The 25,160-nt window shown below is 58.8% G+C and carries 18 protein-coding genes; 6 read left to right on the top strand and 12 right to left on the bottom strand.

Annotated elements, in window-relative coordinates; all coding sequences use genetic code 11:
* Positions 1-98: 98 nt before the first annotated feature.
* The 6 genes from ihfB to ansB form a co-directional block, all read right to left on the bottom strand.
* Positions 99-383, bottom strand: a complete 285-nt coding sequence (ihfB, locus tag AC2CGI_RS09450; protein ID WP_004928264.1) for an integration host factor subunit beta — start codon at positions 381-383, stop codon at positions 99-101.
* A 62-nt stretch (positions 384-445) separates the two neighbouring features.
* Positions 446-2,119, bottom strand: a complete 1,674-nt coding sequence (gene rpsA / locus AC2CGI_RS09445) for a 30S ribosomal protein S1 (protein WP_004928267.1) — start codon at positions 2,117-2,119, stop codon at positions 446-448.
* Between the two features lie 184 nt (positions 2,120-2,303).
* On the bottom strand, positions 2,304-2,993 hold the full coding sequence (cmk, locus tag AC2CGI_RS09440; protein ID WP_004928270.1) for a (d)CMP kinase: 690 nt from the start codon (positions 2,991-2,993) through the stop codon (positions 2,304-2,306).
* Positions 2,994-3,252: 259 nt separating this feature from the next.
* Positions 3,253-4,539 carry a 3-phosphoshikimate 1-carboxyvinyltransferase gene (gene aroA / locus AC2CGI_RS09435; protein ID WP_016928320.1) on the bottom strand — a complete coding sequence of 429 codons (1,287 nt, stop codon included), beginning with the start codon at positions 4,537-4,539 and terminating at the stop codon, positions 3,253-3,255.
* Positions 4,540-4,653: 114 nt separating this feature from the next.
* Entirely contained in the window at positions 4,654-5,739 is a 1,086-nt protein-coding gene (gene serC, locus AC2CGI_RS09430; RefSeq protein WP_004928275.1) for a 3-phosphoserine/phosphohydroxythreonine transaminase, read from the bottom strand.
* A 302-nt stretch (positions 5,740-6,041) separates the two neighbouring features.
* Complete coding sequence (ansB, locus tag AC2CGI_RS09425) at positions 6,042-7,088, bottom strand: L-asparaginase 2 (protein WP_021504333.1); 1,047 nt, start codon at positions 7,086-7,088, stop codon at positions 6,042-6,044.
* A gap of 148 nt (positions 7,089-7,236) precedes the next feature.
* Between ansB and ycaO the strand changes: the two genes are divergently transcribed.
* The 4 genes from ycaO to pflA all read left to right on the top strand — a co-directional run bounded on the left by ycaO (position 7,237) and on the right by pflA (position 13,681).
* Positions 7,237-9,000, top strand: a complete 1,764-nt coding sequence (ycaO, locus tag AC2CGI_RS09420; RefSeq protein WP_076740369.1) for a 30S ribosomal protein S12 methylthiotransferase accessory factor YcaO — start codon at positions 7,237-7,239, stop codon at positions 8,998-9,000.
* Positions 9,001-9,461: 461 nt separating this feature from the next.
* The gene (gene focA, locus AC2CGI_RS09415) at positions 9,462-10,322 is read left to right on the top strand and encodes a formate transporter FocA (protein WP_004928284.1); all 861 of its coding nucleotides are present in this window, start codon (positions 9,462-9,464) and stop codon (positions 10,320-10,322) included.
* A gap of 54 nt (positions 10,323-10,376) precedes the next feature.
* Positions 10,377-12,659, top strand: a complete 2,283-nt coding sequence (pflB, locus tag AC2CGI_RS09410; RefSeq protein ID WP_004928286.1) for a formate C-acetyltransferase — start codon at positions 10,377-10,379, stop codon at positions 12,657-12,659.
* A gap of 281 nt (positions 12,660-12,940) precedes the next feature.
* Positions 12,941-13,681, top strand: coding sequence for a pyruvate formate lyase 1-activating protein (gene pflA / locus AC2CGI_RS09405; RefSeq protein ID WP_031299859.1), 741 nt, complete (start codon positions 12,941-12,943; stop codon positions 13,679-13,681).
* A gap of 48 nt (positions 13,682-13,729) precedes the next feature.
* On the opposite strand, the gene AC2CGI_RS09400 is transcribed toward pflA, so the two are convergent.
* On the bottom strand, positions 13,730-14,881 hold the full coding sequence (locus AC2CGI_RS09400) for an MFS transporter (protein ID WP_033654251.1): 1,152 nt from the start codon (positions 14,879-14,881) through the stop codon (positions 13,730-13,732).
* A 163-nt stretch (positions 14,882-15,044) separates the two neighbouring features.
* Between AC2CGI_RS09400 and AC2CGI_RS09395 the strand changes: the two genes are divergently transcribed.
* Entirely contained in the window at positions 15,045-15,410 is a 366-nt protein-coding gene (locus AC2CGI_RS09395; RefSeq protein ID WP_015377322.1) for a DUF1801 domain-containing protein, read from the top strand.
* 53 nt (positions 15,411-15,463) lie between these two features.
* Here the strand turns inward: AC2CGI_RS09395 and serS are convergent, their stop codons facing one another.
* From serS to lrp, 5 genes are all read right to left on the bottom strand, one after another.
* Positions 15,464-16,756, bottom strand: coding sequence for a serine--tRNA ligase (serS, locus tag AC2CGI_RS09390; RefSeq protein ID WP_015377321.1), 1,293 nt, complete (start codon positions 16,754-16,756; stop codon positions 15,464-15,466).
* Positions 16,757-16,865: 109 nt separating this feature from the next.
* Positions 16,866-18,152, bottom strand: coding sequence for a replication-associated recombination protein A (locus tag AC2CGI_RS09385; RefSeq protein ID WP_049870719.1), 1,287 nt, complete (start codon positions 18,150-18,152; stop codon positions 16,866-16,868).
* A gap of 67 nt (positions 18,153-18,219) precedes the next feature.
* A complete protein-coding gene (gene lolA, locus AC2CGI_RS09380; protein WP_015377319.1) occupies positions 18,220-18,831 on the bottom strand; it encodes an outer membrane lipoprotein periplasmic chaperone LolA in 612 nt (203 codons plus the stop codon).
* 195 nt (positions 18,832-19,026) lie between these two features.
* Positions 19,027-22,704 carry a DNA translocase FtsK 4TM domain-containing protein gene (locus tag AC2CGI_RS09375; RefSeq protein ID WP_076740371.1) on the bottom strand — a complete coding sequence of 1,226 codons (3,678 nt, stop codon included), beginning with the start codon at positions 22,702-22,704 and terminating at the stop codon, positions 19,027-19,029.
* Between the two features lie 120 nt (positions 22,705-22,824).
* Positions 22,825-23,319 carry a leucine-responsive transcriptional regulator Lrp gene (gene lrp / locus AC2CGI_RS09370; protein WP_004928318.1) on the bottom strand — a complete coding sequence of 165 codons (495 nt, stop codon included), beginning with the start codon at positions 23,317-23,319 and terminating at the stop codon, positions 22,825-22,827.
* 654 nt (positions 23,320-23,973) lie between these two features.
* On the opposite strand from lrp, the gene trxB reads away from it, so the two are divergent.
* Positions 23,974-24,945: a thioredoxin-disulfide reductase gene (gene trxB, locus AC2CGI_RS09365; protein WP_004928321.1), complete on the top strand. Its 972-nt coding sequence runs from the start codon at positions 23,974-23,976 to the stop codon at positions 24,943-24,945.
* Positions 24,946-25,160: the final 215 nt, after the last annotated feature.

Here is a 25,160-nt window from a genome sequence, read left to right as displayed (position 1 = left end):
ACAAGCGTATCGTGGAGAATCGCAGGCGAAAAAAAACGGCGCCTTACAGGCACCGTTTTATATTCTTTACAAGCAACAACGCTATGATCAGTCAGCGACTAGCCATAGATATTGGCGCGGTCACGCAACTCTTTGCCTGGTTTGAAGTGAGGAACGTACTTGCCGTCCAGCTCGACTTTGTCACCGGTTTTCGGGTTGCGGCCTACACGCGGGGCACGGTAGTGAAGAGAAAAACTGCCGAATCCGCGGATCTCAATGCGTTCGCCCTCGGCCAGCGTAGCGGCCATGTGCTCAAGCATCTCTTTCACTGCATCCTCAACGGCCTTCGCCGGAATATGAGATTGCTGGCCAGCAAGTCTTTCAATAAGTTCAGACTTGGTCATAGTACCTCCAAGCTTTGCAGCTAAACTACCGTATTGGGGCGGTCAGCGACCGCCCCCCGTCATTACTCGCCTTTAGCCGCTTTGAAAGCTTCAGCCATTGCGTTAGAGAAGTTGCCTTCTTCCTGTTTGTTGTTAACAGTTGCGATGGCGTCTTTCTCGTCAGCTTCGTCCTTAGCACGTACGGACAGGCTTACAACGCGGTTCTTACGGTCAACGCCGGTGAATTTAGCTTCAACTTCGTCACCTACGTTCAGAACCAGAGTTGCATCTTCAATGCGGTCGCGAGAGGCTTCAGATGCACGCAGGTAACCTTCTACGCCGCCTGCCAATTCAACTGTAGCACCTTTGGCGTCAACTGCAGTGACTTTACCAGTAACAATAGCACCTTTCTTGTTCATAGACAGGTAGTTATTGAACGGGTCTTCAGCCAGTTGCTTCACGCCCAGGGAGATACGCTCGCGCTCTGCGTCAACTTGCAGAACAACAGCAGCGATTTCGTCGCCTTTCTTGTATTCACGTACTGCTTCTTCGCCTGCAACGTTCCAGGAGATGTCAGACAGGTGAACCAGGCCGTCGATGCCGCCGTCCAGGCCGATGAAGATACCGAAGTCAGTGATAGACTTGATTTTACCTTCAACGCGGTCGCCCTTGTTGTGGGTTTCTGCGAACTGCTGCCATGGGTTGGATTTGCACTGCTTCAGGCCCAGGGAGATACGACGACGTTCTTCATCGATGTCCAGAACCATCACTTCCACTACGTCGCCCACGTTAACAACTTTGGACGGATGGATGTTTTTGTTGGTCCAATCCATTTCAGAAACGTGTACCAGACCTTCAACGCCTTCTTCGATTTCTACGAAGCAGCCGTAATCAGTCAGGTTGGTTACACGGCCAGTCAGCTTGGTGCCTTCTGGGTAACGTTTCGCGATAGCAACCCATGGATCTTCGCCCAGCTGTTTCAGGCCCAGGGATACACGAGTACGCTCGCGGTCGAACTTCAGCACTTTAACAGTGATTTCATCGCCAACATTGACGATTTCGCTTGGGTGCTTAACGCGTTTCCAAGCCATGTCAGTGATGTGCAGCAGGCCGTCTACGCCGCCCAGATCAACGAATGCACCGTAGTCAGTGAGGTTCTTAACGATACCTTTAACTTCCATGCCTTCCTGCAGGTTTTCCAGCAGTTGATCGCGCTCAGCGCTGTTCTCGGATTCGATAACCGCACGGCGAGAAACGACAACGTTGTTGCGCTTCTGATCCAGCTTGATGACTTTGAACTCAAGCTCTTTGCCTTCCAGGTGCAGAGTGTCACGTACCGGACGCACGTCAACCAGGGAACCTGGCAGGAACGCGCGGATGCCGTTCAGCTCGACGGTGAAGCCACCCTTCACTTTGCCGTTGATAACACCGGTTACAGTCTCAGCTTCTTCGTAGGCTTTTTCCAGCGTGATCCAAGCTTCGTGACGCTTAGCTTTCTCACGGGACAGCAGGGTTTCACCGAAGCCGTCTTCAACAGCATCCAGAGCAACGTCAACTTCGTCACCAACCTGGATTTCCAGCTCGCCCTGGGCGTTTTTGAATTGCTCAGCCGGGATGGCAGACTCAGATTTCAGACCGGCGTCAACCAGTACGATATCTTTGTCGATAGCAACAACGACGCCACGAACGATGGAACCCGGGCGGGTTTCGATTTCTTTTAAGGATTCTTCAAAGAGTTGAGCGAAAGATTCAGTCATGTTGTTAATCTTCAGGGTTCTTTAGTTTAACGTCCATTTAGCGTCCCGCCGAATGGGGTTGTTTCACATACCCCGCCATTGGCTCCATGCCGACAGGGTTTAAGGTTACAGGGGTAAAATTTTACCCGATATATTGCGATACCGCTATGACAAATATGACAAAAAGCCAATAGCGCCGCCGCGCTTATTGCTGCGGCAACGCCAACACTTTCTGTGCATACGTCAACGCCTGCCGGATCACTTCTTCGATCGACATGCTGGTAGAATCCAGCACGAGGGCGTCAGAAGCGGGCACCAGAGGCGCGATAGGCCGATTACGGTCACGGTCGTCCCGTTCCTTTATCTCGGCTAAAAGACGTTCAAAGTTAACATTAAAGCCTTTCTCCTGCAACTGCAGCATGCGGCGGTGCGCGCGCTCCTCCGAGCTGGCGTCGAGGAAAATCTTGACCGGCGCGTCAGGGAACACCACCGTGCCCATGTCGCGGCCATCGGCAATCAGGCCGGGCGCCTCACGGAATGCGCGCTGGCGGCGCAGCAACGCCTCGCGCACGCGCGGAAACGCAGCCGCTTGCGACGCGGTGTTGCCGACGGTTTCGGTGCGGATCTCATTGCTGACGTCCTCACCTTCCAAAATCACCTGCAGCTTGCCGTCCTGGGCAACGAAGCGAACATCGAGATGTGCGGCCAGCGGAACCAGCGCTTCCTCAGAAGTGATATCCACCTGATGATGCAACGCCGCCAGCGCCAGCACGCGATAGATCGCGCCGGAGTCCAGCAAACGCCAACCAAGGGACTCGGCCAACGCTTTACACAGCGTGCCTTTGCCCGCGCCACTTGGTCCATCAACGGTTATCACCGGGGCTGTAGCCGTCATTTCTCTCTCCTTCAGGTAGAAAACCTCACAGAGACACGGCGTGCTTCGACTCGAAGCCCGTGAGCTCTGTCACCTGCCCAATCAGGGGCAAATACGGTGGCGTATTATACGCTGCCCTACGGCGATCTGTTACCCTGGAACTATCCGGTTGTTGAAAATAAGCGCACAACCGCGAAAAAGTATAGAAGAAACGCCGGTCGCCAAAGGTTAAAAACGATAAAGGCCCGCAAAGGGGCCTTAAAATAAACGATTTGACGGGTTACGCCGGCTGGCTGATGCGCGCCAGCTGTTCGAAATAATCCGGGAAGGTCTTCGCGGTGCATTTCGGATCGAGAATGGTGACCGGCGTATCCGACAGCGCCACCAGCGAGAAGCACATTGCCATGCGGTGATCGTTGTAGGTGCCGATCTCGGCGAACTGCAGCTTGGCCGGCGGCACGACGTGAATGTAGTCTTCGCCTTCGTCCACTTCCGCCCCCACTTTACGCAGCTCGGTGGCCATCGCCGCCAGACGGTCGGTCTCCTTCACCCGCCAGTTGTAGATATTGCGGATGGTGGTCGGCCCCTCGGCGAACAGCGCTGCGGTGGCGATGGTCATCGCCGCGTCGGGAATGTGGTTCATGTCCATGTCGATGCCGCGCAGTTCACCGCGGCTGCACTCGATGAAATCGTCGCCCCAGGTGATGCGCGCGCCCATTTTCTCCAGCACGTCGGCAAACTTGGTGTCGCCCTGCACGCTTTTGCGACCAATGCCGGTCACGCGCACGGTGCCGCCCTTGATCGCCGCCGCCGCCAGGAAGTAAGAGGCGGAAGAAGCGTCGCCCTCAACCAGGTAATCGCCCGGCGCGATATACGTCTGGCGCCCCTGGATATGGAATACCCGGTAGTTGTCGTGGCTCACCGATACGCCGAAGGTGCGCATCAGATGCAGCGTGATGTCGATGTACGGCTTGGAAACCAGCTCGCCCTTGATGTGGATCTGCGTATCCTGCGGCGCCAGGGGCGCGGTCATCAGCAACGCGGTCAGGAACTGGCTGGAAACGCTGCCGTCAACGGTGACGTCGCCGCCCTGGAAACCGCCGCGCAGGCGAATTGGCGGGTAATCGGTCTGTTCGAGGTAATCAATCTGCGCCCCGCCCTGGCGCAACGCGTCCACCAGATGGCCGATCGGGCGTTCTTTCATGCGGGGTTCCCCGGTCAGCACCACGTCGCCTTCACCAAGGCACAGCGCCGCCGCCAGTGGGCGCATCGCGGTGCCGGCATTGCCGAGGAACAGTTCCAGAGGTTGGTTGGCCACCAACGGCCCGGCCACGCCGGTCACTTCACACACGGTGCGGTCGGCGGAAAGCCGGTAGTTCACACCCAACGCCTGCAGCGCATTCAGCATATGACGCACGTCGTCGCTGTCCAGCAGGTTGGTCAGCCGGGTCGTTCCCTCCGCCAGCGCCGCCAGCAGCAGAGCGCGGTTAGAAACGCTCTTCGAGCCGGGTAAGTTGACGGTGCCATTGACCAGGGCGACCGGTTGTAACGTCAGGGAATCCACCATGTGAACAAAACTCTCCAATTCTGATAAACGAAACGGCTCCGGAATAATGCCGGAGCCGCTTTAATGCAAAAGGACAACAGCCTGAGGCCGCCCGCGCCTGGCGGGCTGCCGGAATCAACCGTGACGACGTTCGAAGTCGGCCATGAAGTCGGTCAGCGCCTGGACGCCGGCCAGCGGCATGGCATTGTAAATAGAAGCGCGCATGCCGCCAACTACCCGGTGGCCTTTCAGCGCCTGCAGGCCGATAGCCTCGGCTTCGCTGAGGAACACCTTGTCCAGCGCCGCATCGGCCAGCTGGAACGGCACGTTCATCCAGGAACGGTTGGCGATCGCCACCTGGCTGCGGTAGAAGTCAGATTTATCGATGGTCGCGTACAACAGCTCGGCCTTGGCCTGATTGCGTTTTTGCATCTCCACCAGGCCGCCCTGCTCTTTCAGCCATTTGAACACCAGCCCGGACAAGTACCAGGCGAAGGTCGGCGGGGTGTTGAACATCGAGCCGTTCTCGGCCAGCACGGTGTAGTCAAGGATAGACGGCACTTCTTTGCGCGCCTTGCCCAGCAGATCGTCGCGCACGATCACCAGCGTCAGACCGGCCGGGCCGATATTTTTCTGCGCGCCGGCGTAAATCACGCCGAAGCGGCTGACGTCGAGCGGGCGGGACAGGATGGTCGAGGAGTAATCGCCGATCACCACTTTGTCGCCGAAGTCCGGCGTTTCATCGATGGCCACGCCGTCGATGGTCTCATTCGGGCAATAGTGCACGTAAGCCGCGTCGTTGCTCAGTTGCCACTCTTTCATCGGCGTGATGCCGCTCAGGCCGTCGATGCGGGTTTTCACGTCGATGACGTTCGGGGCGCAATACTTTTCCGCTTCCTTGATGGCGCTGTGCGCCCAATAGCCGCCGTCGATATAGTCGGCGGTGGCCTTGTCGCCCAGCAGGTTCAGCGGCAGCGCGGCGAACTGCGCGCGGGCGCCGCCGTGGCAAAACAGCACTTTATAGTTGGAGGGGACTTTCAGCAGATCGCGCAGATCCTGTTCCGCCTGCTCGGCAACGGCGATGAATTCTTTGCTGCGGTGACTGATCTCCATCACAGACGTTCCCAGGCCGTGCCAGTTGCACAGTTCCTGTTCCGCACGACGCAACACTTCCACCGGCAGCATCGCCGGGCCAGAGCTAAAATTATAAACCTGAGTCATTTCCCCTCACCACATTCACTGTTCGCCGCAGAAAAGCGACCTGTCGAAAAGACGCCCGAAGTTAACGCTCGCGTTAACCAACCCATCGGTTTTATCACTCACGCCCCATGGCTGCAACGCTTATTCGCCCGTCGGCGGCAAACGGCCGTGCCGGGTGATGACAGGCTCTGCGGCCGTCGCGATTGTTTGGACGATAAAACCCTGTGACATGGGGAAATTCAGCGGGTTAACGCGGTGTTTTATGCTGTATTCAGCCAACATGGCTGCGGGAGCCTGGATGGCCCCCGCAGGAGAGGAAACGATCAGTACTGATTAAACATCTGCTGGATCTGCTTCGCGTCTTTGGTTTGCGTCAGCGCCAGCTGCAGCAGAATGCGCGCCTTTTGCGGATTCAGCGTGCCGGCGGCCACGAAGCCGTACTTGGCGTCGTCCACTTCCGCATCCTCGGTGGTGGCGCCGGTCGGCACGCGCGAAGAACGCACCACCGCCACGCCGTTGTGCGCCGCCGTCGCCAGGGTGTCGAACACGGTTTTATACAGGTTGCCGTTGCCGACCCCGGCGCTGACGATGCCCTGATAGCCTTCGGCGATCAGGGCCTTGGCTGGCGCATCGGAGGCGTTGGCGTAGTTGTAGACGATGCCGACCTTCGGCAGCTCGTTCAGCTTGCTGACGTCGAACGGCGTCTCCCGGGTATGCTTACGCTGCGGCGAGCGCTGGTAATCGATCTTGCCGTTGTGGATATACCCCAGCGGGCCGTAGTTTGGCGACTGGAAGGTCTGCACGGCGGTGGTATTGGTCTTGGTGACGTCACGCGCGTCCAGCACGGTGTCGTTCATCGCCACCAGCACCCCGCGGTTGGCCGATTGCGGATCCGCCGCCGTCACCACCGCGTTATACAGGTTGAACGGGCCGTCGGCGCTCATCGCCGTCGCTGGCCGCATCGCCCCCACCAATACCACCGGCTTGTCGCATTTCACCGTCAAATCAAGGAAATAGGCCGTCTCTTCCAGCGTATCGGTGCCGTGAGTGATGACGAAGCCGTCGGTTTTGCCGCAGTCGGCGTCAATTTTCTTCGCCAGCGTCAGCCAGACCTGATCGTTCATGTCCTGCGAGCCGATGTTCACCACCTGTTCCCCCTGCACGTTGGCGATATCTTTCAGCGCCGGCACCGCATCGACCAACGCCTCGACGCCCAGTTTGCCCGCGGTATAGTTGGATTTCGTCGCCGAATCGCCGCCGCCGGCGATAGTGCCGCCGGTCGCCAGCAGGGTGATGTTGGGCAGCGCCAGCGCCGAGGCGCTGACACCGGTCAACAAGAGGGTTAACGCGCTGAGTTTCACTGATTTCATTAGATTTCTCCGTGACAGATAACTTGCTGAATTATGGCCTTTATCCTTAAAAAAACTGTGACTTTGCCGCCGCTTTAGGAATACGTGGAGCTCCAGCGTAAAACCCCGTATCATTGCGCGTTTTTAGTACGCGCAAAAAGTGAAGACAATGACGCAAACTTTTATCCCCGGTAAAGACGCCGCCCTGGAAGACTCCATCTCCCGTTTCCAGCAGAAACTGAGCGATCTCGGTTTCAACATCGAAGAAGCCTCCTGGCTGAACCCGGTGCCGCACGTGTGGTCGGTGCACATCCGCGATCGCGATTGCCCGCTGTGCTTCACCAACGGCAAAGGCGCCAGCAAAAAAGCCGCGCTGGCCTCCGCGCTGGGTGAATATTTCGAGCGCCTGTCCACCAACTACTTCTTCGCCGATTTCTATCTGGGCAAGCAGATCGCCGAAGGCGATTTCGTGCACTACCCGAATGAGAAATGGTTCCCGATCCCGGCGGACGACGCGCTGCCGGCCGGCATCCTCGACGAACGCCTGCACGCCTTCTACGATCCGCAGCAAGAGCTGAGCGCCAGCGATCTGGTCGATCTGCAGTCCGGCAACGCCGATCGCGGCGTGTGTGCACTGCCGTTCACCCGTCAGTCCGACCAGCAAACGGTATACATTCCGATGAACATCATCGGCAACCTGTATGTTTCCAACGGCATGTCCGCCGGCAACACCGCCAACGAAGCGCGCGTGCAGGGCCTGTCGGAAGTGTTCGAGCGTTATGTGAAAAACCGCATCATCGCCGAATCCATCAGCCTGCCGGCGATCCCGGACGAGGTGCTGAACCGCTACCCGGGCGTGGTGGAAGCTATCGCCAAGCTGGAAGAGGAAGGTTTCCCGATCCTCTCCTATGACGCCTCGCTGGGCGGCAACTACCCGGTGATCTGCGTGGTGCTGTTCAACCCGACCAACGGCACCTGTTTCGCTTCATTCGGCGCGCATCCGGACTTCGGCGTGGCGCTGGAGCGCACGGTAACCGAACTGCTGCAGGGCCGCAGCCTGAAAGATCTCGACGTGTTCACCGCGCCGACCTTCGATGACGAAGAAGTGGCGGAACACACCAACCTGGAAACGCACTTCATCGACTCCAGCGGCCTGATCTCCTGGGATCTGTTCAAGCAGGACGCGGACTATCCGTTCGTTGACTGGAACTTCAGCGGCAGCACGCAGGAAGAGTTCGCCACCCTGATGAGCATCTTCGACAAGGAAGACGCGGAAGTGTACATCGCCGACTACGAGCACCTGGGCGTCTACGCTTGCCGCATCATCGTGCCGGGCATGTCCGATATCTACCCGGCGGAAGACCTGCTGCTGGCTAACAACAGCATGGGCGCGCACCTGCGCGATACGCTGCTGGCGCTGCCGGGCAGCGAGTGGGAGCCGGAAGAATACCTGGCGCTGATCGAGCAGTTGGACGACGAAGGGCTGGACGATTTCACCCGCGTACGCGAACTGCTGGGCATTGCCAGCGGCAAAGACAACGCCTGGTATACCCTGCGCGTGGGCGAGCTGAAATCGATGCTGGCGCTGGCGGGCGGCGATCTGGATCAGGCGCTGATCTGGACCGAATGGACGCAGGACTTCAACGCCTCGGTGCTGAGCCCGGCGCGCAGCAACTACTACCGCTGCCTGCAAACGCTGCTGCTGCTGGCGCAGGAGCCTGAACGCGAAGCGGCGCAGTACTATACCGCGTTCGTGAAGATGTACGGCCAGGAAGCGGTCGACGCCGCCTCCGCCGCCATCAGCGGTGAAGAGCGCTTCAACGGGCTGTTCGCCGTCGATGCCGATCTGAAGGCGCTGCCGGCCCATCAGGCTCTGCTGGCGGCTTACGAGAAGCTGCAGGCGGCCAAACGCCGCCACTGGGCCAAGGCCTAAGCATCATCAGGGGATACTGCCACTTTGGGAGTACCCCTGTTGCCAAACGCCGCACTCCGTTGCGGCGTTTTCAATTTTGCGGTTTATTTCAACGCATTCGGTTTTATTTTTTCGCCGGGAAATAGGTGGTTAAACGACCATAAAAATAAATAAACCGTCAATTGTTGCCGGACGGTGAAATAATAATTAACCGATAATTAAACTTTCAGCGCCGCGCGGCGACAAAACGCCTAAAAATTTAACTTTACTCCACGCCGACCACTCGGTGGATTCAAAAAAATTTGCAAACATTAAAAAATTGTTTTTTATTAAAAATCAATAAATTAACCATAAAAACCACACAAAAAACACGTCATTTCACCGCTCTACTTCCCCGCCTTATGATCCAAATCAAATTTTCCCCTATACTGCTTTGCTAGTATCTCATTGCGTTGTTTTAACCCTTAAGAGCGAGAGTTAGTTTGAAAACTGACAGCCCCTTCGATCTGATTTTACCTGCGGCAACGGCGAAAATCGCTGAAGATGCCGGCGTGTATAAAGCCACCAAACATCCGCTGAAAACGTTTTATTTGGCGATCACCGCCGGTGTCTTCATTTCCATCGCCTTCGTCTTCTACATCACGGCGACCACCGGCACCGCCGGCGTGCCTTTCGGGCTGGCGAAACTGGTCGGCGGCATCTGCTTCTCTCTCGGGTTAATGCTGGTGGTGGTGTCGGGCGCCGACCTGTTCACCTCTACCGTACTTATCGTCATCGCCAAGGCCAGCGGCCGCATCAGCTGGGGCCAGCTGGGCGCCAACTGGCTGAACGTTTATCTCGGCAATCTGGTCGGCGCGCTGTTCTTCGTGGCGCTGATCTGGTTCTCCGGCGAGTATATGGTCGCCAACGGCCAGTGGGGCCTGAATGTCCTGCAAACCGCAGACCACAAGCTGCATCACACCTTCATCGAAGCCGTGTGCCTCGGCATTCTGGCCAACCTGATGGTCTGCCTGGCGGTCTGGATGAGCTACTCCGGCCGCACCCTGACCGACAAGATGCTCGCCATGGTGCTGCCGGTCGGGATGTTTGTCGCCAGCGGCTTCGAACACAGCATCGCCAACATGTTTATGATCCCTATGGGCATCGTGGTCAAACACTTCGCCACGCCGGAATTCTGGCAAGCCGTAGGGGCGGTACCTGAGCAATTCGCTCATCTGACAGTAAGCAACTTCATCATCGACAACCTGATTCCGGTCACCCTCGGTAACATCATCGGCGGTGGTCTGCTGGTTGGGTTGACTTACTGGGTAATTTATCTGCGCGGGGGCCGCGAGCAGCACTAAGCTGTGAGTAACCGCGCGCAGAGTTAGAAATCCACAATCAAAGGTAGGTGTACAATGACCGAACTTAACGAGAAATTAGCCAACGCTTGGGAAGGTTTCAGCAAGGGTGACTGGCAGAATGAAGTCAACGTTCGTGACTTCATCCAGAAAAACTACACGCCTTATGAGGGTGACGAATCCTTCCTGGCTGGCGCTACTCAAGCCACCACCACCTTGTGGGACAAGGTTATGGAAGGGATCAAACTGGAAAACCGCACTCATGCGCCGGTTGATTTCGACACCAACGTTGCTTCAACCATCGTTTCTCACGACGCGGGTTACATCGCCAAAGAGCTGGAAACCATCGTGGGTCTGCAGACCGACGCCCCTCTGAAACGCGCGCTGATCCCGTTCGGCGGCATCAAAATGGTCGAAGGTTCGTGCAAAGTGTACGGCCGCGAACTGGATCCGCAGCTGAAAAAAGTGTTCACCGAATACCGTAAAACCCACAACCAGGGCGTATTCGACGTTTACACCAAAGACATCCTGAACTGCCGTAAATCCGGCGTGCTGACCGGTCTGCCGGACGCTTACGGCCGCGGCCGCATCATCGGCGACTACCGCCGCGTGGCGCTGTACGGCATCGACTTCCTGATGGCCGACAAGCTGAACCAGTTCAAATCGCTGCAGGAAAAACTGGAAAACGGCGAAGATCTGGAAATGACCATCCAGCTGCGTGAAGAGATCGCTGAACAGCATCGCGCTCTGGCTCAGATCAAAGAGATGGCCGCCAAATACGGTTACGACATCTCCGGCCCAGCCACCAGCGCGCAAGAAGCGGTGCAGTGGACCTACTTCGGCTACCTGGCCGCGGTGAAATCCCAGAACGGCGCCGCCATGTCCTTCGGCCGCGTGTCCACCTTCCTCGACGTGTTCATCGAGCGCGACATCAAGGCGGGCAAACTGACCGAAGAGCAAGCGCAGGAACTGATCGACCACCTGGTGATGAAACTGCGTATGGTGCGCTTCCTGCGTACCCCTGAGTACGATGAACTGTTCTCCGGCGACCCAATCTGGGCGACTGAATCCCTGGCCGGTATGGGCGTCGACGGCCGTACCCTGGTCACCAAAAACAGCTTCCGCTTCCTGAACACCCTGTACACCATGGGGCCGTCTCCGGAACCGAACATGACCATCCTGTGGTCTGAGAAGCTGCCGCTGAACTTCAAGAAATTCGCGGCGAAAGTGTCCATCGACACCTCTTCCGTACAGTACGAAAACGACGACCTGATGCGTCCTGACTTCAACAACGATGACTACGCCATCGCCTGTTGCGTCAGCCCGATGATCGTCGGTAAGCAAATGCAGTTCTTCGGCGCCCGCGCCAACCTGGCGAAAACCATGCTGTACGCCATCAACGGCGGCGTTGACGAAAAACTGAAAATGCAGGTCGGCCCGAAAGAAGCGCCGATGATGGACGAAGTGCTGGACTATGACAAAGTCATGGCGCGCATGGACCACTTTATGGATTGGCTGGCCAAGCAGTACGTGACCGCGCTGAACATCATTCACTACATGCACGACAAGTACAGCTACGAAGCTGCGCTGATGGCGCTGCATGACCGTGACGTTTATCGCACCATGGCTTGCGGCATCGCCGGTCTGTCCGTGGCGGCCGACTCCCTGTCCGCCATCAAGTACGCGAAAGTCACCACCATTCGCGACGAAGACGGCCTGGCTATCGACTTCAAAGTGGAAGGCGAGTATCCGCAGTTCGGTAACAACGACGCCCGCGTCGATGACATCGCCTGCGACCTGGTTGAGCGTTTCATGAAGAAAATTCAGAAACTGCGCACCTACCGCAACGCGGTACCGACCCAGTCCGTACTGACCATCACCTCCAACGTGGTGTACGGTAAGAAAACCGGTAACACCCCGGATGGCCGCCGCGCCGGCGCACCATTCGGCCCAGGTGCCAACCCGATGCACGGCCGTGACCAGAAAGGCGCAGTCGCCTCCCTGACCTCGGTAGCCAAACTGCCGTTTGCCTACGCGAAAGACGGGATCTCCTACACCTTCTCCATCGTGCCTAACGCGCTGGGTAAAGACGACGACGTGCGTAAAGCCAACCTGGCGGGCCTGATGGATGGTTACTTCCACCATGAAGCCTCCATCGAGGGCGGTCAGCATCTGAACGTCAACGTAATGAACCGCGAAATGCTGCTGGACGCGATGGAAAACCCTGAGAAATACCCTCAGCTGACCATCCGCGTCTCCGGTTACGCCGTGCGCTTCAACTCGCTGACCAAAGAGCAACAGCAGGACGTCATTACTCGTACCTTCACTCAAACGATGTAATGCGCCAGCCGGGCGGGAAACCGCTCGGTAGCAACGTCAGGGCCGGTTCTGCCGGCCCTTTTCTCCCACCGCTCTCCCCTGACTCTGTACGAGTCTGTTTTGCCGGACATCTATACTGAATGGATAGCCGGCAAAACAGTTATCCGGCAACTGACCGGCCGACAGGCATCATTACCCCCGGTGGCGGGCTCACTCCGCCACTGCATCGCAGATACCTGGCCGGCGGCCACGCGCCTATTTTTAGACTGCGTTTGACAGTCAATATTGGAGAAAACCCCGCAATGTCAGTAACTGGTCGCATCCACTCCTTCGAATCCTGCGGCACCGTCGACGGGCCAGGGATCCGCTTTATCGTCTTCTTCCAGGGCTGCCTGATGCGCTGCCTCTATTGCCATAACCGCGACACCTGGGATACCCACGGCGGCAAAGAAGTGACCGTCGAAGAGCTGATGAAAGACGCGGTGGCCTACCGCCACTTCATGAACGCTTCCGGCGGCGGCGTGACCGCATCCGGCGGCGAAGCGATCCTGCAGGCTGAATTCGTGCGCGACTGGTTCCGCGCCTGCCACGCCGAAGGCATCAATACCTGTCTGGATACCAACGGCTTCGTGCGCCGCTACGATCCGGTGATCGACGAGCTGCTGGACACTACCGATCTGGTGATGCTGGATCTGAAACAGATGAACGATGAGATCCACCAGAATCTGGTCGGCGTTTCCAACCATCGCACGCTGGAATTCGCCCGCTACCTGGCGAAACGCAACCAGCGCACCTGGATCCGTTACGTGGTGGTGCCGGGTTGGTCAGACGACGATAAATCGGCGCACCTGCTGGGCGAGTTCACCAAAGACATGACCAACATCGAGAAAATCGAGCTGCTGCCTTACCACGAGCTGGGCAAGCACAAATGGATAGCGATGGGGGAAGAGTACAAACTGGACGGCGTGCATCCGCCGAAGGCCGAGACCATGGACCGCGTCAAAGGCATCCTGGAAAGCTACGGCCACAAAGTGATTTACTGATTGGCGCAGCGCCAAAGAAAAACCGGCTCATAGCCGGTTTTTTTATGCTCAGGCGGCGGCGAACGGCGTGTGATGGTGATCCGGCTTCTGCTTCTTCAGCAGCATCAGCAGGTAAACCAGCGCCACGGCGGCGATCATCACGAACAGCACGCGGTCAGAGTAGTTCTGCATCAGCAGCGCCGTCATCGACGGACCCAGTAGGCTGCCGATGGTGTAGCTCATCAACAGCGCCTGATTCATCGCCACCAGTTCGTGCGGCATTGCCTTCTCACAGGCCCAGGACATCGCCACCGGATACAGGGTAAAGCCGGCGCAGCCGAGGATGAACAGTGAAGGCGCCATGGCGTAGTTGCCGAGCATCGCCACGCTGGCGAGGATCACCACGAACACCTGAATACGCAGCACCAGCAGGCGCCCGTAACGATCGGCCAGGCGTCCGACCGGCCATTGGCCGACGATGCCGGAGCTGACCAGCAGCGCCATCCAGTAGCCAACGTTGGCGTCGCTCATGCCCTGATGGGAGAGATACAGCGGCATCAGGCCGTACAGCGAACCGAGCACGATGCCGGAGATGATGCAGCCGTTGATGCCGAGGCGCGCGCTGCGGCGTCTCAACATTGTCCACACCGCCGCCTGCTGCGGCTCGTCTTCATGGCGGTTGACCCGCGCGAACAGCATCGGCAGCATGGCGCTGATCACAATCGCGGTCACCCACGGCACCACGTGCAGCAATTCGGTCGAGGTCATGCTCAACAGCAATTGGCCGGTCACCGTACCGAGGTAATAGACAATCATATAGGCCGCCAGCAGCTGGCCGCGGTTGCTGAGATTGCCGCTGCGCAGCAGCGCGCTTTCCACAATCACCCAGATCCAGGCGCAACCGACGCCGGCGAAGAAGCGCCAGCCCAGCCAGCTCCAGAAATCGATCGACAGCACCATACCGGCGGTCGCGGCGGCGAACAACAAACAGGAGAGATGGTAGCTGCGGGTGAAGCCGACGCGCTGGATCAGTTTACCCGCCACCAACGTGCCCAACAGGTTGCCGCTGAAATAGGAGGAGCTGACCATTCCCACTTGCCAGGTCGACAGCTGAGCATGGGTTAACCAAAGAGGCACTAACGTATTCAAAACGGCAATGGATACCGTGAGCAACAACAGGCCGCAGAGCAACAGGAGCACTGGGCGGGAGTATGCGGACATAGTGAAATTGTGACCGAACGCGCAATGAGAGTGCGCGCATCATGCCACTGGCGATAAAAAAGTCAATCGCCTCTTATCATTCCAGCGCACGATTTGTTTCCGACCAAACGACCGAAAAAGCGTTATGCTCAGCGCAGAGCGGATTTGACGACGGAGAAGCGAGATGAGTCAGGCAAATAATGCGGCGGTCGAGACCTTGCTGGCGGACATCGGCAGCACGCACGGCGAGCTGCTGGAGATCGTACAACAGGTGCGCCGGATCGCCACGGCGAGCGGCAGTGGCGTCAGCGAATCGGTCAAATACGGCGGCATCATGTTCTCGCATACTCAATTTTTCTGCGGCGTTTTCGCCTACCGCAATCACGTCACGGTGGAATTCGGCCAAGGGCACCGACTGGAAGATCGCTATCAGCAACTTGAAGGCAACGGCCAATATCGGCGGCACATCAAGCTTCACTCGCCCGCCGAAGTGAAAAGCAAGCACCTGGCGGACTACATTAAACAAGCCTACGCGCTGGCGAAAGGCTGAATTCTCGACATAAAAAAAGCGCCCGCAGGCGCTTTTTTCTAGTGATTGGCTGTTCAGCCGATATATTCCAGGCCGCCCATATAAGGACGCAGCACTTCAGGCACCTGAATGCGACCGTCGGCCTGCTGGTAGTTTTCCAGCACCGCCACCAGTGTACGGCCGACCGCCAGGCCGGAGCCGTTCAGCGTGTGAACCAGACGCGGTTTCTTGTCGGCCTTGCTGCGGCAGCGCGCCTGCATGCGACGCGCCTGGAAGTCCCACATGTTAGAGCAGGACGAGATCTCGCGGTAGGTATCCTGCGCCGGCAGCCACACTTCCAGATCGTAAGTCTTGCACGCGCCGAAGCCCATGTCGCCGGTGCACAGCAGCACCTTGCGGTAAGGCAAGTTCAGCAACTGCAGCACTTTTTCCGCGTGGCCGGTCAGCTCTTCCAGGGCATCCATCGAATCTTCCGGACGGACGATCTGCACCATTTCAACCTTGTCGAACTGGTGCATGCGGATCAAACCACGGGTGTCGCGGCCGTAAGAACCGGCTTCCGCACGGAAGCATGGCGTGTGTGCGGTCATCTTCAGCGGCAGAGTTTCCTCTTCCACGATCTCGTCGCGCACCAGGTTGGTCAGCGGCACTTCCGCCGTTGGGATCAGCGCGTAGTTACTGCTGTCGGCTTCTTCTTCCAGCGGGCGGGTATGGAACAGATCTTCGCCGAACTTCGGCAGCTGGCCGGTGCCGTACAGCGTGGCGTGGTTGACCAGATAAGGCACGTAGGCCTCCAGATAGCCATGCTGCTCGGTGTGCAGATCCAGCATGAACTGGGACAGCGCGCGGTGCATGCGGGCGATTTGCCCTTTCATCACCACGAAACGCGAACCGGTCAGCTTAACTGCGGCGGCAAAATCCAGCCCGCCGGCCATTTCGCCCAGATCGACGTGATCGCGCACCGCGAAGTCGTACTGGCGCGGTTCGCCCCAGCGGGTGACTTCCAGGTTTTCGCTGTCGTCTTTACCATCCGGCACCGCGTCGTCCGGCAGGTTAGGCAGCGTCAGGGCGTAATCGCGGATCTCGCTTTGCAGCGCATCCAGCGCCGCCTTGGCGGCATCCAGCTTGTCACCCAGCTCGTTCACTTCGCGACGCAGCGGCTCGATGTCTTCCCCACGCGCTTTGGCCGCACCGATGGATTTCGATCGGGAGTTGCGTTCCGCTTGCAGCGTTTCAGTTTCTACCTGCAGAACTTTGCGGCGTTCTTCCTGCGAACGCAGCAGATCCAGATCGAGTTTAAAACCTCGGCGAGCCAGTTTGACGGCGACTGCGTCTAGCTCATTACGCAGCAGATTGGGATCGAGCATGCTAATCCTGTGCTTGTTGTTATTGAAAGAAGTGTTGTTGTTCTATGCGGCTGATTTATAGCCGCATAAAAGAAGAGTGATACCCGCTAACCTTACCGCAACGGCCACGCTAGCGGTAGCGTTTTGTCGGGCTATTTTGATCCTGCTCAGCCAGCCATGCCAACTTTTCGCCGATTTTCCCTTCCAGCCCGCGCGAGGTCGGTTGGTAGTAGCGCGTATGGGCCATTTCGGGCGGGAAGTAGTTCTCGCCGGCGGCGTAGGCGTTGGGTTCATCGTGGGCGTAACGGTACTCCGCCCCCAGCCCCATCTCCTTCATCAGCTTGGTCGGCGCGTTGCGCAAATGCTCCGGCACGTCATAATCGGCCTGCTCCCTGGCGTCGCGCATGGCGGCCTTGAACGCGGTGTAAACCGCGTTGCTCTTCGGCGCGCAGGCCAGGTAAACAATCGCCTGCGCGATGGCGCGCTCGCCCTCCGCCGGCCCCACGCGGGTGAAGCAATCCCAGGCGGCGATCGCCACCTGCATGCCGCGCGGATCGGCGTTGCCCACGTCTTCAGAGGCGATCGCCAACAGACGGCGCGCCACATAGAGCGGATCGCCGCCGGCGGTAATGATGCGCGCATACCAATACAGCGCGGCGTCCGGCGCCGAACCGCGCACCGATTTATGCAGCGCGGAAATCAGGTCGTAATAACGGTCGCCCTTGTTGTCGAAGCGCGCGCTGCGCTCGCCCGACACCTCTTTCAGCAGCTGCGGCGTCAGCACCCGCACGCCTTTGGCGTCGAGCTCCGCCATGTCCGCCATCATTTCCAGGCTGTTCAGCGCCCGGCGCGCATCGCCCCCCACCAGCTCCGACAGCAGGCGGCGCGTTTCCGCCGGCAGCTCGACGTTCTGGCCGCCAAAGCCGCGCGCCTTGTCGTTCATCGCCTGATCCAGCACCTGGCCGATATCTTCGGCGGTCAGCGCCTTAAGCAGATACACGCGGGCGCGCGACAGCAGCGCCGAGTTCAATTCGAACGACGGGTTTTCGGTAGTGGCGCCGATAAAGGTGATGGTGCCGTCTTCAATGTGCGGCAGGAATGCGTCCTGCTGACTTTTGTTGAAGCGGTGCACTTCATCGACGAACAGAATAGTGCGGCGGCCGGCGTCGCGGTTTTGCCGCGCCCGTTCGATCGCCTCGCGGATCTCCTTGATGCCGGAGGTCACGGCGGAGATCCGTTCGACATCCGCCTGACCATAACGGCCGATCAGCTCTGCCAGCGTCGTCTTCCCGGTGCCCGGCGGCCCCCATAAAATCATCGAGTGCAACTGCCCGGCCTCGATGGCGCGCGGCAGCGGCTTGCCGGCGGCCAGCAGATGCTGCTGGCCGATATACTGCGCCAGCGTGGTCGGCCGCATGCGCGCGGCCAACGGCTGGAACTCGTTCTGGGAAAAATCGAGCGACAGATTATTACTCACTTGCACCTCACTGGCGCTGGTCGTCCAGCGTCACCCCCTTCGGCGGGGTAAATTTGAATTTGGCCGGATCGGCGGCAACGTTCTGCTGGCTTTTCAGCGTATAAGCGCTGCGCTGGCCGTCCTGCTCCACCGCGGCGAAGCTGCGGATGGTGCCGCTGTTGGTCACGCTGATGGCGAATTGCTTCAGGTTGCCGCTGGCGGATTTTGGCGTTAATTCGAAATCATCGCCCTTTTGCTTCACGTTGTACTGTTTCCAGTCGCTGGCATTATTGCGGGTGATCAGCATAAACGGCGTATTGCCGGTGGCGTTCTTCAACCAGGTCGCCGTCACCTGCTCGACGAACGGGTTGTAAAACCACAGGGTTTGGCCATCGGAGACCAGCACGCTCTCATCGGGTGAGGTCATGTGCCAGTTGAACAGGTTCGGCCGCTTCACCCACAGCTCGCCTTCACCCTGTTGCACCGCGGCGCCTTCGGCGCTGGTCACGGTTTGCGAGAAGCTGGCGTGGAAACTGTTCACCTTCGCCAGGCGACTTTGCAGATCCTGTGCGGCGTCGGCCAGCACGGAGGTAGAAGCGAATCCCGAAAGCAGACAGCAGGCAACTAACAGTTTTTTCATTATTCCAGATACCTTATGAAATGCGTTAACCGCAGGGCGACGCCGTGCGGGTCAATCAACCCTTTACTCCCGTTACTTTACCTGAAGCCGGCGATCGGCCGGTAGGCCAATGTTCCGAGAAGAAACGGGTTTACGCTTCTTTGCACAAGGGCCGCTTAAGCGGCCCTTTCTTATTGAATTGCAACGGCTAAACCATCAGTCATGCCGCGGCGGCGCCAGCACCTCGCGGTTGCCGTTATGCCCCTGCTCACTGACGATGCCCTGCGCCTCCATCTGTTCGATGATGCGCGCCGCGCGGTTGTAGCCGATACGGAACTGGCGCTGTACGCCGGAGATGGAGGCGCGGCGTTTATCCACCACGAAATCCACCGCCTGGTCAAACAGCGGATCCAGCTCTTCGTCACCGTCCATGCCGCCGCCGGCACCGCCCTCGCCGTCTTCACCGCCGCTGAGAATGCCCTCTTTATATTGGGGCCGCTCGCGCGCTTTCCAATCCTTGACCACCGCATGCACTTCCTGATCGCGCACGAATGCGCCATGTACGCGCACCGGGATCGAGGAGTTCGGCGCCAGATAAAGCATATCACCCATGCCCAGCAAGGACTCGGCGCCCCCCTGATCGAGGATGGTGCGAGAGTCGATCTTGCTCGACACGGTAAAGGCGATACGCGTCGGGATGTTGGCCTTGATCAGGCCGGTGATCACATCCACCGACGGACGCTGGGTCGCCAGCACCAGGTGGATACCCGCCGCACGCGCTTTCTGCGCCAGGCGAGCGATCAACTCTTCGACCTTCTTGCCCACCGTCATGATCAGATCGGCGAATTCGTCGACCATCACCACGATGTACGGCTCTTTCTCCAGCACCGGCGGCGTGATGTCCATGCTGTCGGTCGGCTTCCAGAATGGATCCGGGATCGGACGCCCCATCGCTTCGGCCTGATCGACGCGCTCGTTGTAGCCGGCCAGGTTACGCACGCCCAGAGCTGACATCAGCTTGTAGCGGCGTTCCATTTCACCCACGCACCAGCGCAGCGCGTTGGCGGCGTCTTTCATGTCGGTAACCACGTCGGTCAACAGGTGTGGAATGCCTTCGTAAACCGACAGCTCCAGCATTTTCGGGTCGATCATGATAAAGCGCACTTCTTTCGGCGTGGCCTTATACAAGATGCTCAGGATCATGGCGTTGACCCCGACCGACTTACCGGAACCGGTGGTACCGGCGACCAGCAAGTGCGGCATTTTGCCCAGATCGGCCACTACCGGTTCGCCGGAGATGTCTTTACCCAATACGATGGACAGCGGCGACGGATTGTCACGGAAAGCCGGGCAATCCAGCACTTCGCGCAGATACACCGTTTGCCGTTTGGCGTTCGGCAGCTCCAGGCCGACATAAGGCTTGCCGGGGATGACTTCCACCACGCGCACCGCCGAAGTCGACAGCGAGCGCGCCAGATCGCGCGACAGGTTGGAAATGCGCGCCGCTTTAACGCCCGGCGCCAGATCCAGCTCGAAGCGGGTGATGACCGGCCCCGGCAGGATGTCCACCACGTCGGCTTTCACGCGGTAATCAGCCAGGCTGGCCTCCACCAGGCGCGCCTTCTGTTCCAGCGCGAAGGAATCGACCGGCTCCACCTCTTTCGGCGCTTCGGTCAACAGATCCAGCGTCGGCAGCGGCGTGGTCGGCTTCTGCAGCGGCTGATCGTTGCGCATCAGGAACGGGTGAATCAGGCTGTCCATCGCCGGATGTTGCTCGGCCTGAGCTTGCTGAGGCTGCTGCTGCGCCGGTTGCTGCGGCTGCTGATATTGCGGCTGCGACGGCTGTTGATACTGCTGTTGCTGCGGCTGCTGGTATTGCTGCGGCGGCTGTTGGTATTGTTGAGGCGGCTGATGCGATTGCTGAGGTTGAGCCGCAGGCGCCACAGGCTCAAACTGACCGAACGGCACATCGTCCTCCTGCTCGCTTTGCTGTTCAATGCGCTCTTCAAGCTGCGGGGACAGCGTGAACATTGGCTCGCTCGGGCCATCGTCCACCAGATCCGCCATCGGCGAGAAGCTGAAAGCATTGCGGGTATCGATCGGGCTGGTGGCCGGTGCCTGCGGAGCAGGTGCTTGCTGGCCGTAGCGCGCCTGCTGCTGCTCGGCGAACGCCTGGCGCAGCGCTGCCTCTTGCTGCGCCTCTTCGTCGTCCTGTTGATAGCCTTCGCCGTAGCGTTGGTGCTGCTGCTCGGCAAACGCCTTGCTCAGCTCGGCTTCCTGCAATGCGCTCTCGTCATCTTGTTCCTCAGGCGCGTAACTTTCGCCATAGCGCTGGCTCTGCTGCTCGGCAAACGCCTGACGCAGCGCGGCTTCCTGCAGCGCCTCTTCTTCTTGCGGGTTCACCGTCGCCGGCTGCTGAGGCTCCGCCTCTGTCTGGCGCTGCTCCTGTTCGGCCGCACGCTGCGAAGGTAGCTTGATGCCGTAGGAAGCCAGTTCGCGACGGGTCGGGATGCGCACCGGATTCGGCCGCGGCAGTTCAGGGCCGATGCCCTGCTTAACCTGCGGATTGCCGTCGCTGGTCGCCGTAAAGGCCGGCATAAAGGTCGCCGCCGCGGCACCAGCAGCAGCAGCGGCTGCCGCCGTATCCGGCTGCGGTTTGGCGCCGGTGGCGCTGAAACCGCTCGAATTGCCGATGTCGACGCTGTCACGCTGTGCGGCGGTAAAATCAAAGGGAGAACGCGCCGGCGGCTGCGGTGCGGCCGGCTCTTGCCAGTTGCCGAGGCGCGGCTCATCGTCATCCTGATAAGGATCGACAGGACGCGTCGCCTTAGGCGCGGGCGTTTCCTCCGGGATCTCGAAGGAATACAGCGGCGGCGTAGCGTCTTGCGCCGGGGCGCTCACCGGGTGCTGATTGACAGAGGCCGGCGCGGCCGGCGCCACCGTCACCGACGGCGCCTGTGTGGCGATCGGCGCTGCAACGGGCTCGTGGATCTCTGCCTTCACCGCCGGTGCAGGCGAAGCCGCCGGCGCGATGGATGCGGCTTCTGCTTCAAGCTCGCCATCGTCGGCGCGCAGGCCGCTGAGCAACGGATCGGCGGCGTCTTCCGCCGCCGCTTTGGCGCTTTCGGTGACCGAAGGCGCGGAGAACAGCACGTCGTCATCGGCGGCCGCGGCTCCGGCGGCGGTCGCGGCAACCGCTGCGGCGGCGCCCTTCTCTGCCTGCTCAGGTTCGTCGTCGACGTAACGCTCGTCATCCTCAAAATAGCGCTCTTCGCGACGTGAGCGATTGGTCATCACCGTCGCGACGCCCAGCACCGCCCCGCCGATCTTCTCGGCGATCACCAGCCAGGACCAGCCGGTAAACAGCGTCAACCCCGCCGCCCATACGCACAGCAGCGCCAGCGTAGCGCCGATGCCGTTGAACCACGGCAACATGGCGTTGCTCAGCAGGCTGCCGATCACGCCGCCGGAAGCGAAGTAATAGAGATCGTCGACGTTCAGCGCCGCCAGCCCGCAGGAGGTGAGCACTAACGCCAGGGTGCCGATCAGGCGCAGGGAAAGCGCGAAATAGTCGATGTAGTCTCTGTTGCTGCGTTGGCGATAAGCCGCCCAGCACAGGACCAGCATGATCGGCGGTATCGCGTAGGCGAGCACCCCGAAGGTGAAGAACAGCGTATCGGCCAACCAGGCCCCGACACCGCCGCCCAGATTGTGAATCGGCTCATGCCACGCGGTCTGCGACCAGCTTGGGTCAGACGGATTGAAACTGACCAACGCAGCCATGAGGTAAACGGCAAAAATCGCTACCACGATAAGCACAGCTTCCAGCAAACGCCGGCCACTGCTGAGTCTTTTCAGGGTAACTTCTTTATCTTCTGTATATTCCTGGCTCAAGAAAGGCTCTCCAGGTTCCTGTTAGCTGACATAGCAACAGCGCCGAGAAACTGCCCCGGCGCCGAAACTGTATGAATAAACAGGAGTGTAACCAATTTAATCAGGTTTTGCACCTGCACCTTACCGTGTTTTGATAACCAGACGGTTACTCTGTTTCACTTCTTCCATCACTACGTAGGTACGGGTGTCGTTAACCCCCGGCAAACGCAGCAAGGTTTCGCCCAGCAATTTGCGGTAAGCCGACATGTCCGGTACGCGGGTTTTCAACAGGTAGTCGAAATCGCCGGAAACCAGATGACACTCCTGAATCTCTTCAAGCTTCTGCACTGCCGAGTTGAATTGCTCAAACACATCCGGCGCGCCGCGGTTCAGCGTGATCTCCACGAAAACCAGCAGGGACGCATCCAGATAATGCGGGTTAAGCAATGCGGTATAGCCATGAATGAAACCCTGGCGCTCGAGACGGCGCACGCGTTCCAAACATGGTGTCGGGGATAACCCCACGCGCTTCGAAAGCTCGACGTTCGAAATACGCCCATCCTTCTGCAGCTCATTCAGGATGTTGCGGTCGATACGGTCAAGATCTTTACCCGGGCGTTTCTTGTTGTCTGCCATTATTATTGTCTCTCTTATTTTCTTCCGTGCACTTGCCACACCCTAGCCAACGTCAATGTGTAAGGGTTCGTTCCAAGCGAAGACCCGATGCCTGTCATATGCTTCTTCACTACCATCATTCCACGCCGCACAGCCTGTCTGTCCAACTCCGCGCGATGCAGGTAACGACGTTTAGGTCGAGAAAAAATCAGCAAACGCTTGCGCGCTCTGCTCCGCACACCCATCGCGCATTGCCGCCTCGCGGTGCAAATACGTACGATTTGCTGGTGTTACGGGGATAATTTCTTCTTCCTATGATGTTTTCGCAAATGCGCAGCGGATTGTCAAAGTAAAAGAAGCAAAATCAGAACAACGTACCGTCACGAAAAGTCTGCATCCCATTTTTGGTTATGAATCGCTGGCAGATAAACCCCGGCGGGGAGCGGCTGAAGTCGCAGAATGCGCCGTTTTTGCGCGGTTGGCGATTCAGCGGCCGAATGCGGCTTTGATAAGGTAAATTTCTGCGTTCGGCGTACGATTTGCCGACAGCGGGTGCATTAATAGGCGACAACTATCATACAAATCGTTAACAACGTCGCCCGGCGCTTTTTTTACTGCGCCATTTTCCCTACAATCGGCTTCATTGTCCGCCATTGTGGAATAAAGAGGTTATTCATGGGCACGGCTAAACATAGCAAATTACTGATTCTGGGCTCCGGCCCGGCCGGTTACACCGCCGCCGTCTACGCGGCGCGCGCCAACCTGAATCCGGTGCTGATCACCGGTCTGGAGCAAGGCGGCCAGCTGACCACCACCACCGAAGTGGAAAACTGGCCGGGCGACGCCGAAGGCCTGACCGGCCCGGCGCTGATGGAGCGCATGCGCGAGCACGCGGAGAAGTTCCAGACTGAAATCGTCTTCGATCATATCAACAGCGTCGATCTGCAGCAGCGTCCGTTCCGCCTGTTCGGCGACAGCGGCGAATACAGCTGCGACGCGCTGATCATCGCGACCGGCGCCTCCGCCCGCTACCTTGGCCTGCCTTCCGAAGACGCCTTCAAGGGCAAAGGCGTTTCCGCCTGCGCGACCTGCGACGGTTTCTTCTACCGCAACCAGAAAGTCGCGGTGGTCGGCGGCGGCAACACCGCCGTTGAAGAGGCGCTGTACCTGTCCAACATCGCCGCCGAGGTTCACCTGATCCACCGTCGCGACAGCTTCCGCTCGGAGAAGATCCTGATCGACCGGCTGATGGAAAAAGTGAAAAGCGGCAACATCGTGCTGCACACCGACCATACGCTGGACGAAGTGCTGGGCGATGAAATGGGCGTGACCGGCGTGCGCATCCGCAGCACCAAAGCGGAAAACGAAACCCGTGAACTGGAACTGGCCGGCGTGTTCATCGCTATCGGCCACAGCCCGAACACCGGCATCTTCGGCGGCCAGCTGGAGCTGGAAAACGGCTACATCAAGGTACAGTCCGGCATTCACGGCAATGCGACCCAAACCACTATCCCCGGCGTCTTCGCCGCAGGCGACGTGATGGATCACGTCTACCGCCAGGCGATCACTTCCGCCGGCACCGGCTGTATGGCGGCGCTGGACGCAGAACGTTACCTGGACGGCATCGCCGGCGCGGAAGTCTGCTAAGACGTTTTCATCATCGGCAAAAAGCGGCTCTCGAGCCGCTTTTTTTGTTTCTGGGTTTAGCAATCTCTCCTTCCCATCTGTTATAGCCATATTTGCCCGCTTTATTCTTTTCAGTCTGCCGGGTGACGAGGTAACATAAGGCCTCGCTTGTTTGTCGCCGATTGCGCCAAACACTATTATTTAACAGTACGTTAACCCAGCCCATAACAAACGGG

The sequence above is a fragment of the Serratia sp. LSHTC3 genome, from assembly GCF_057197125.1.
This window is presented reverse-complemented; position numbering and strand designations above follow the sequence as displayed.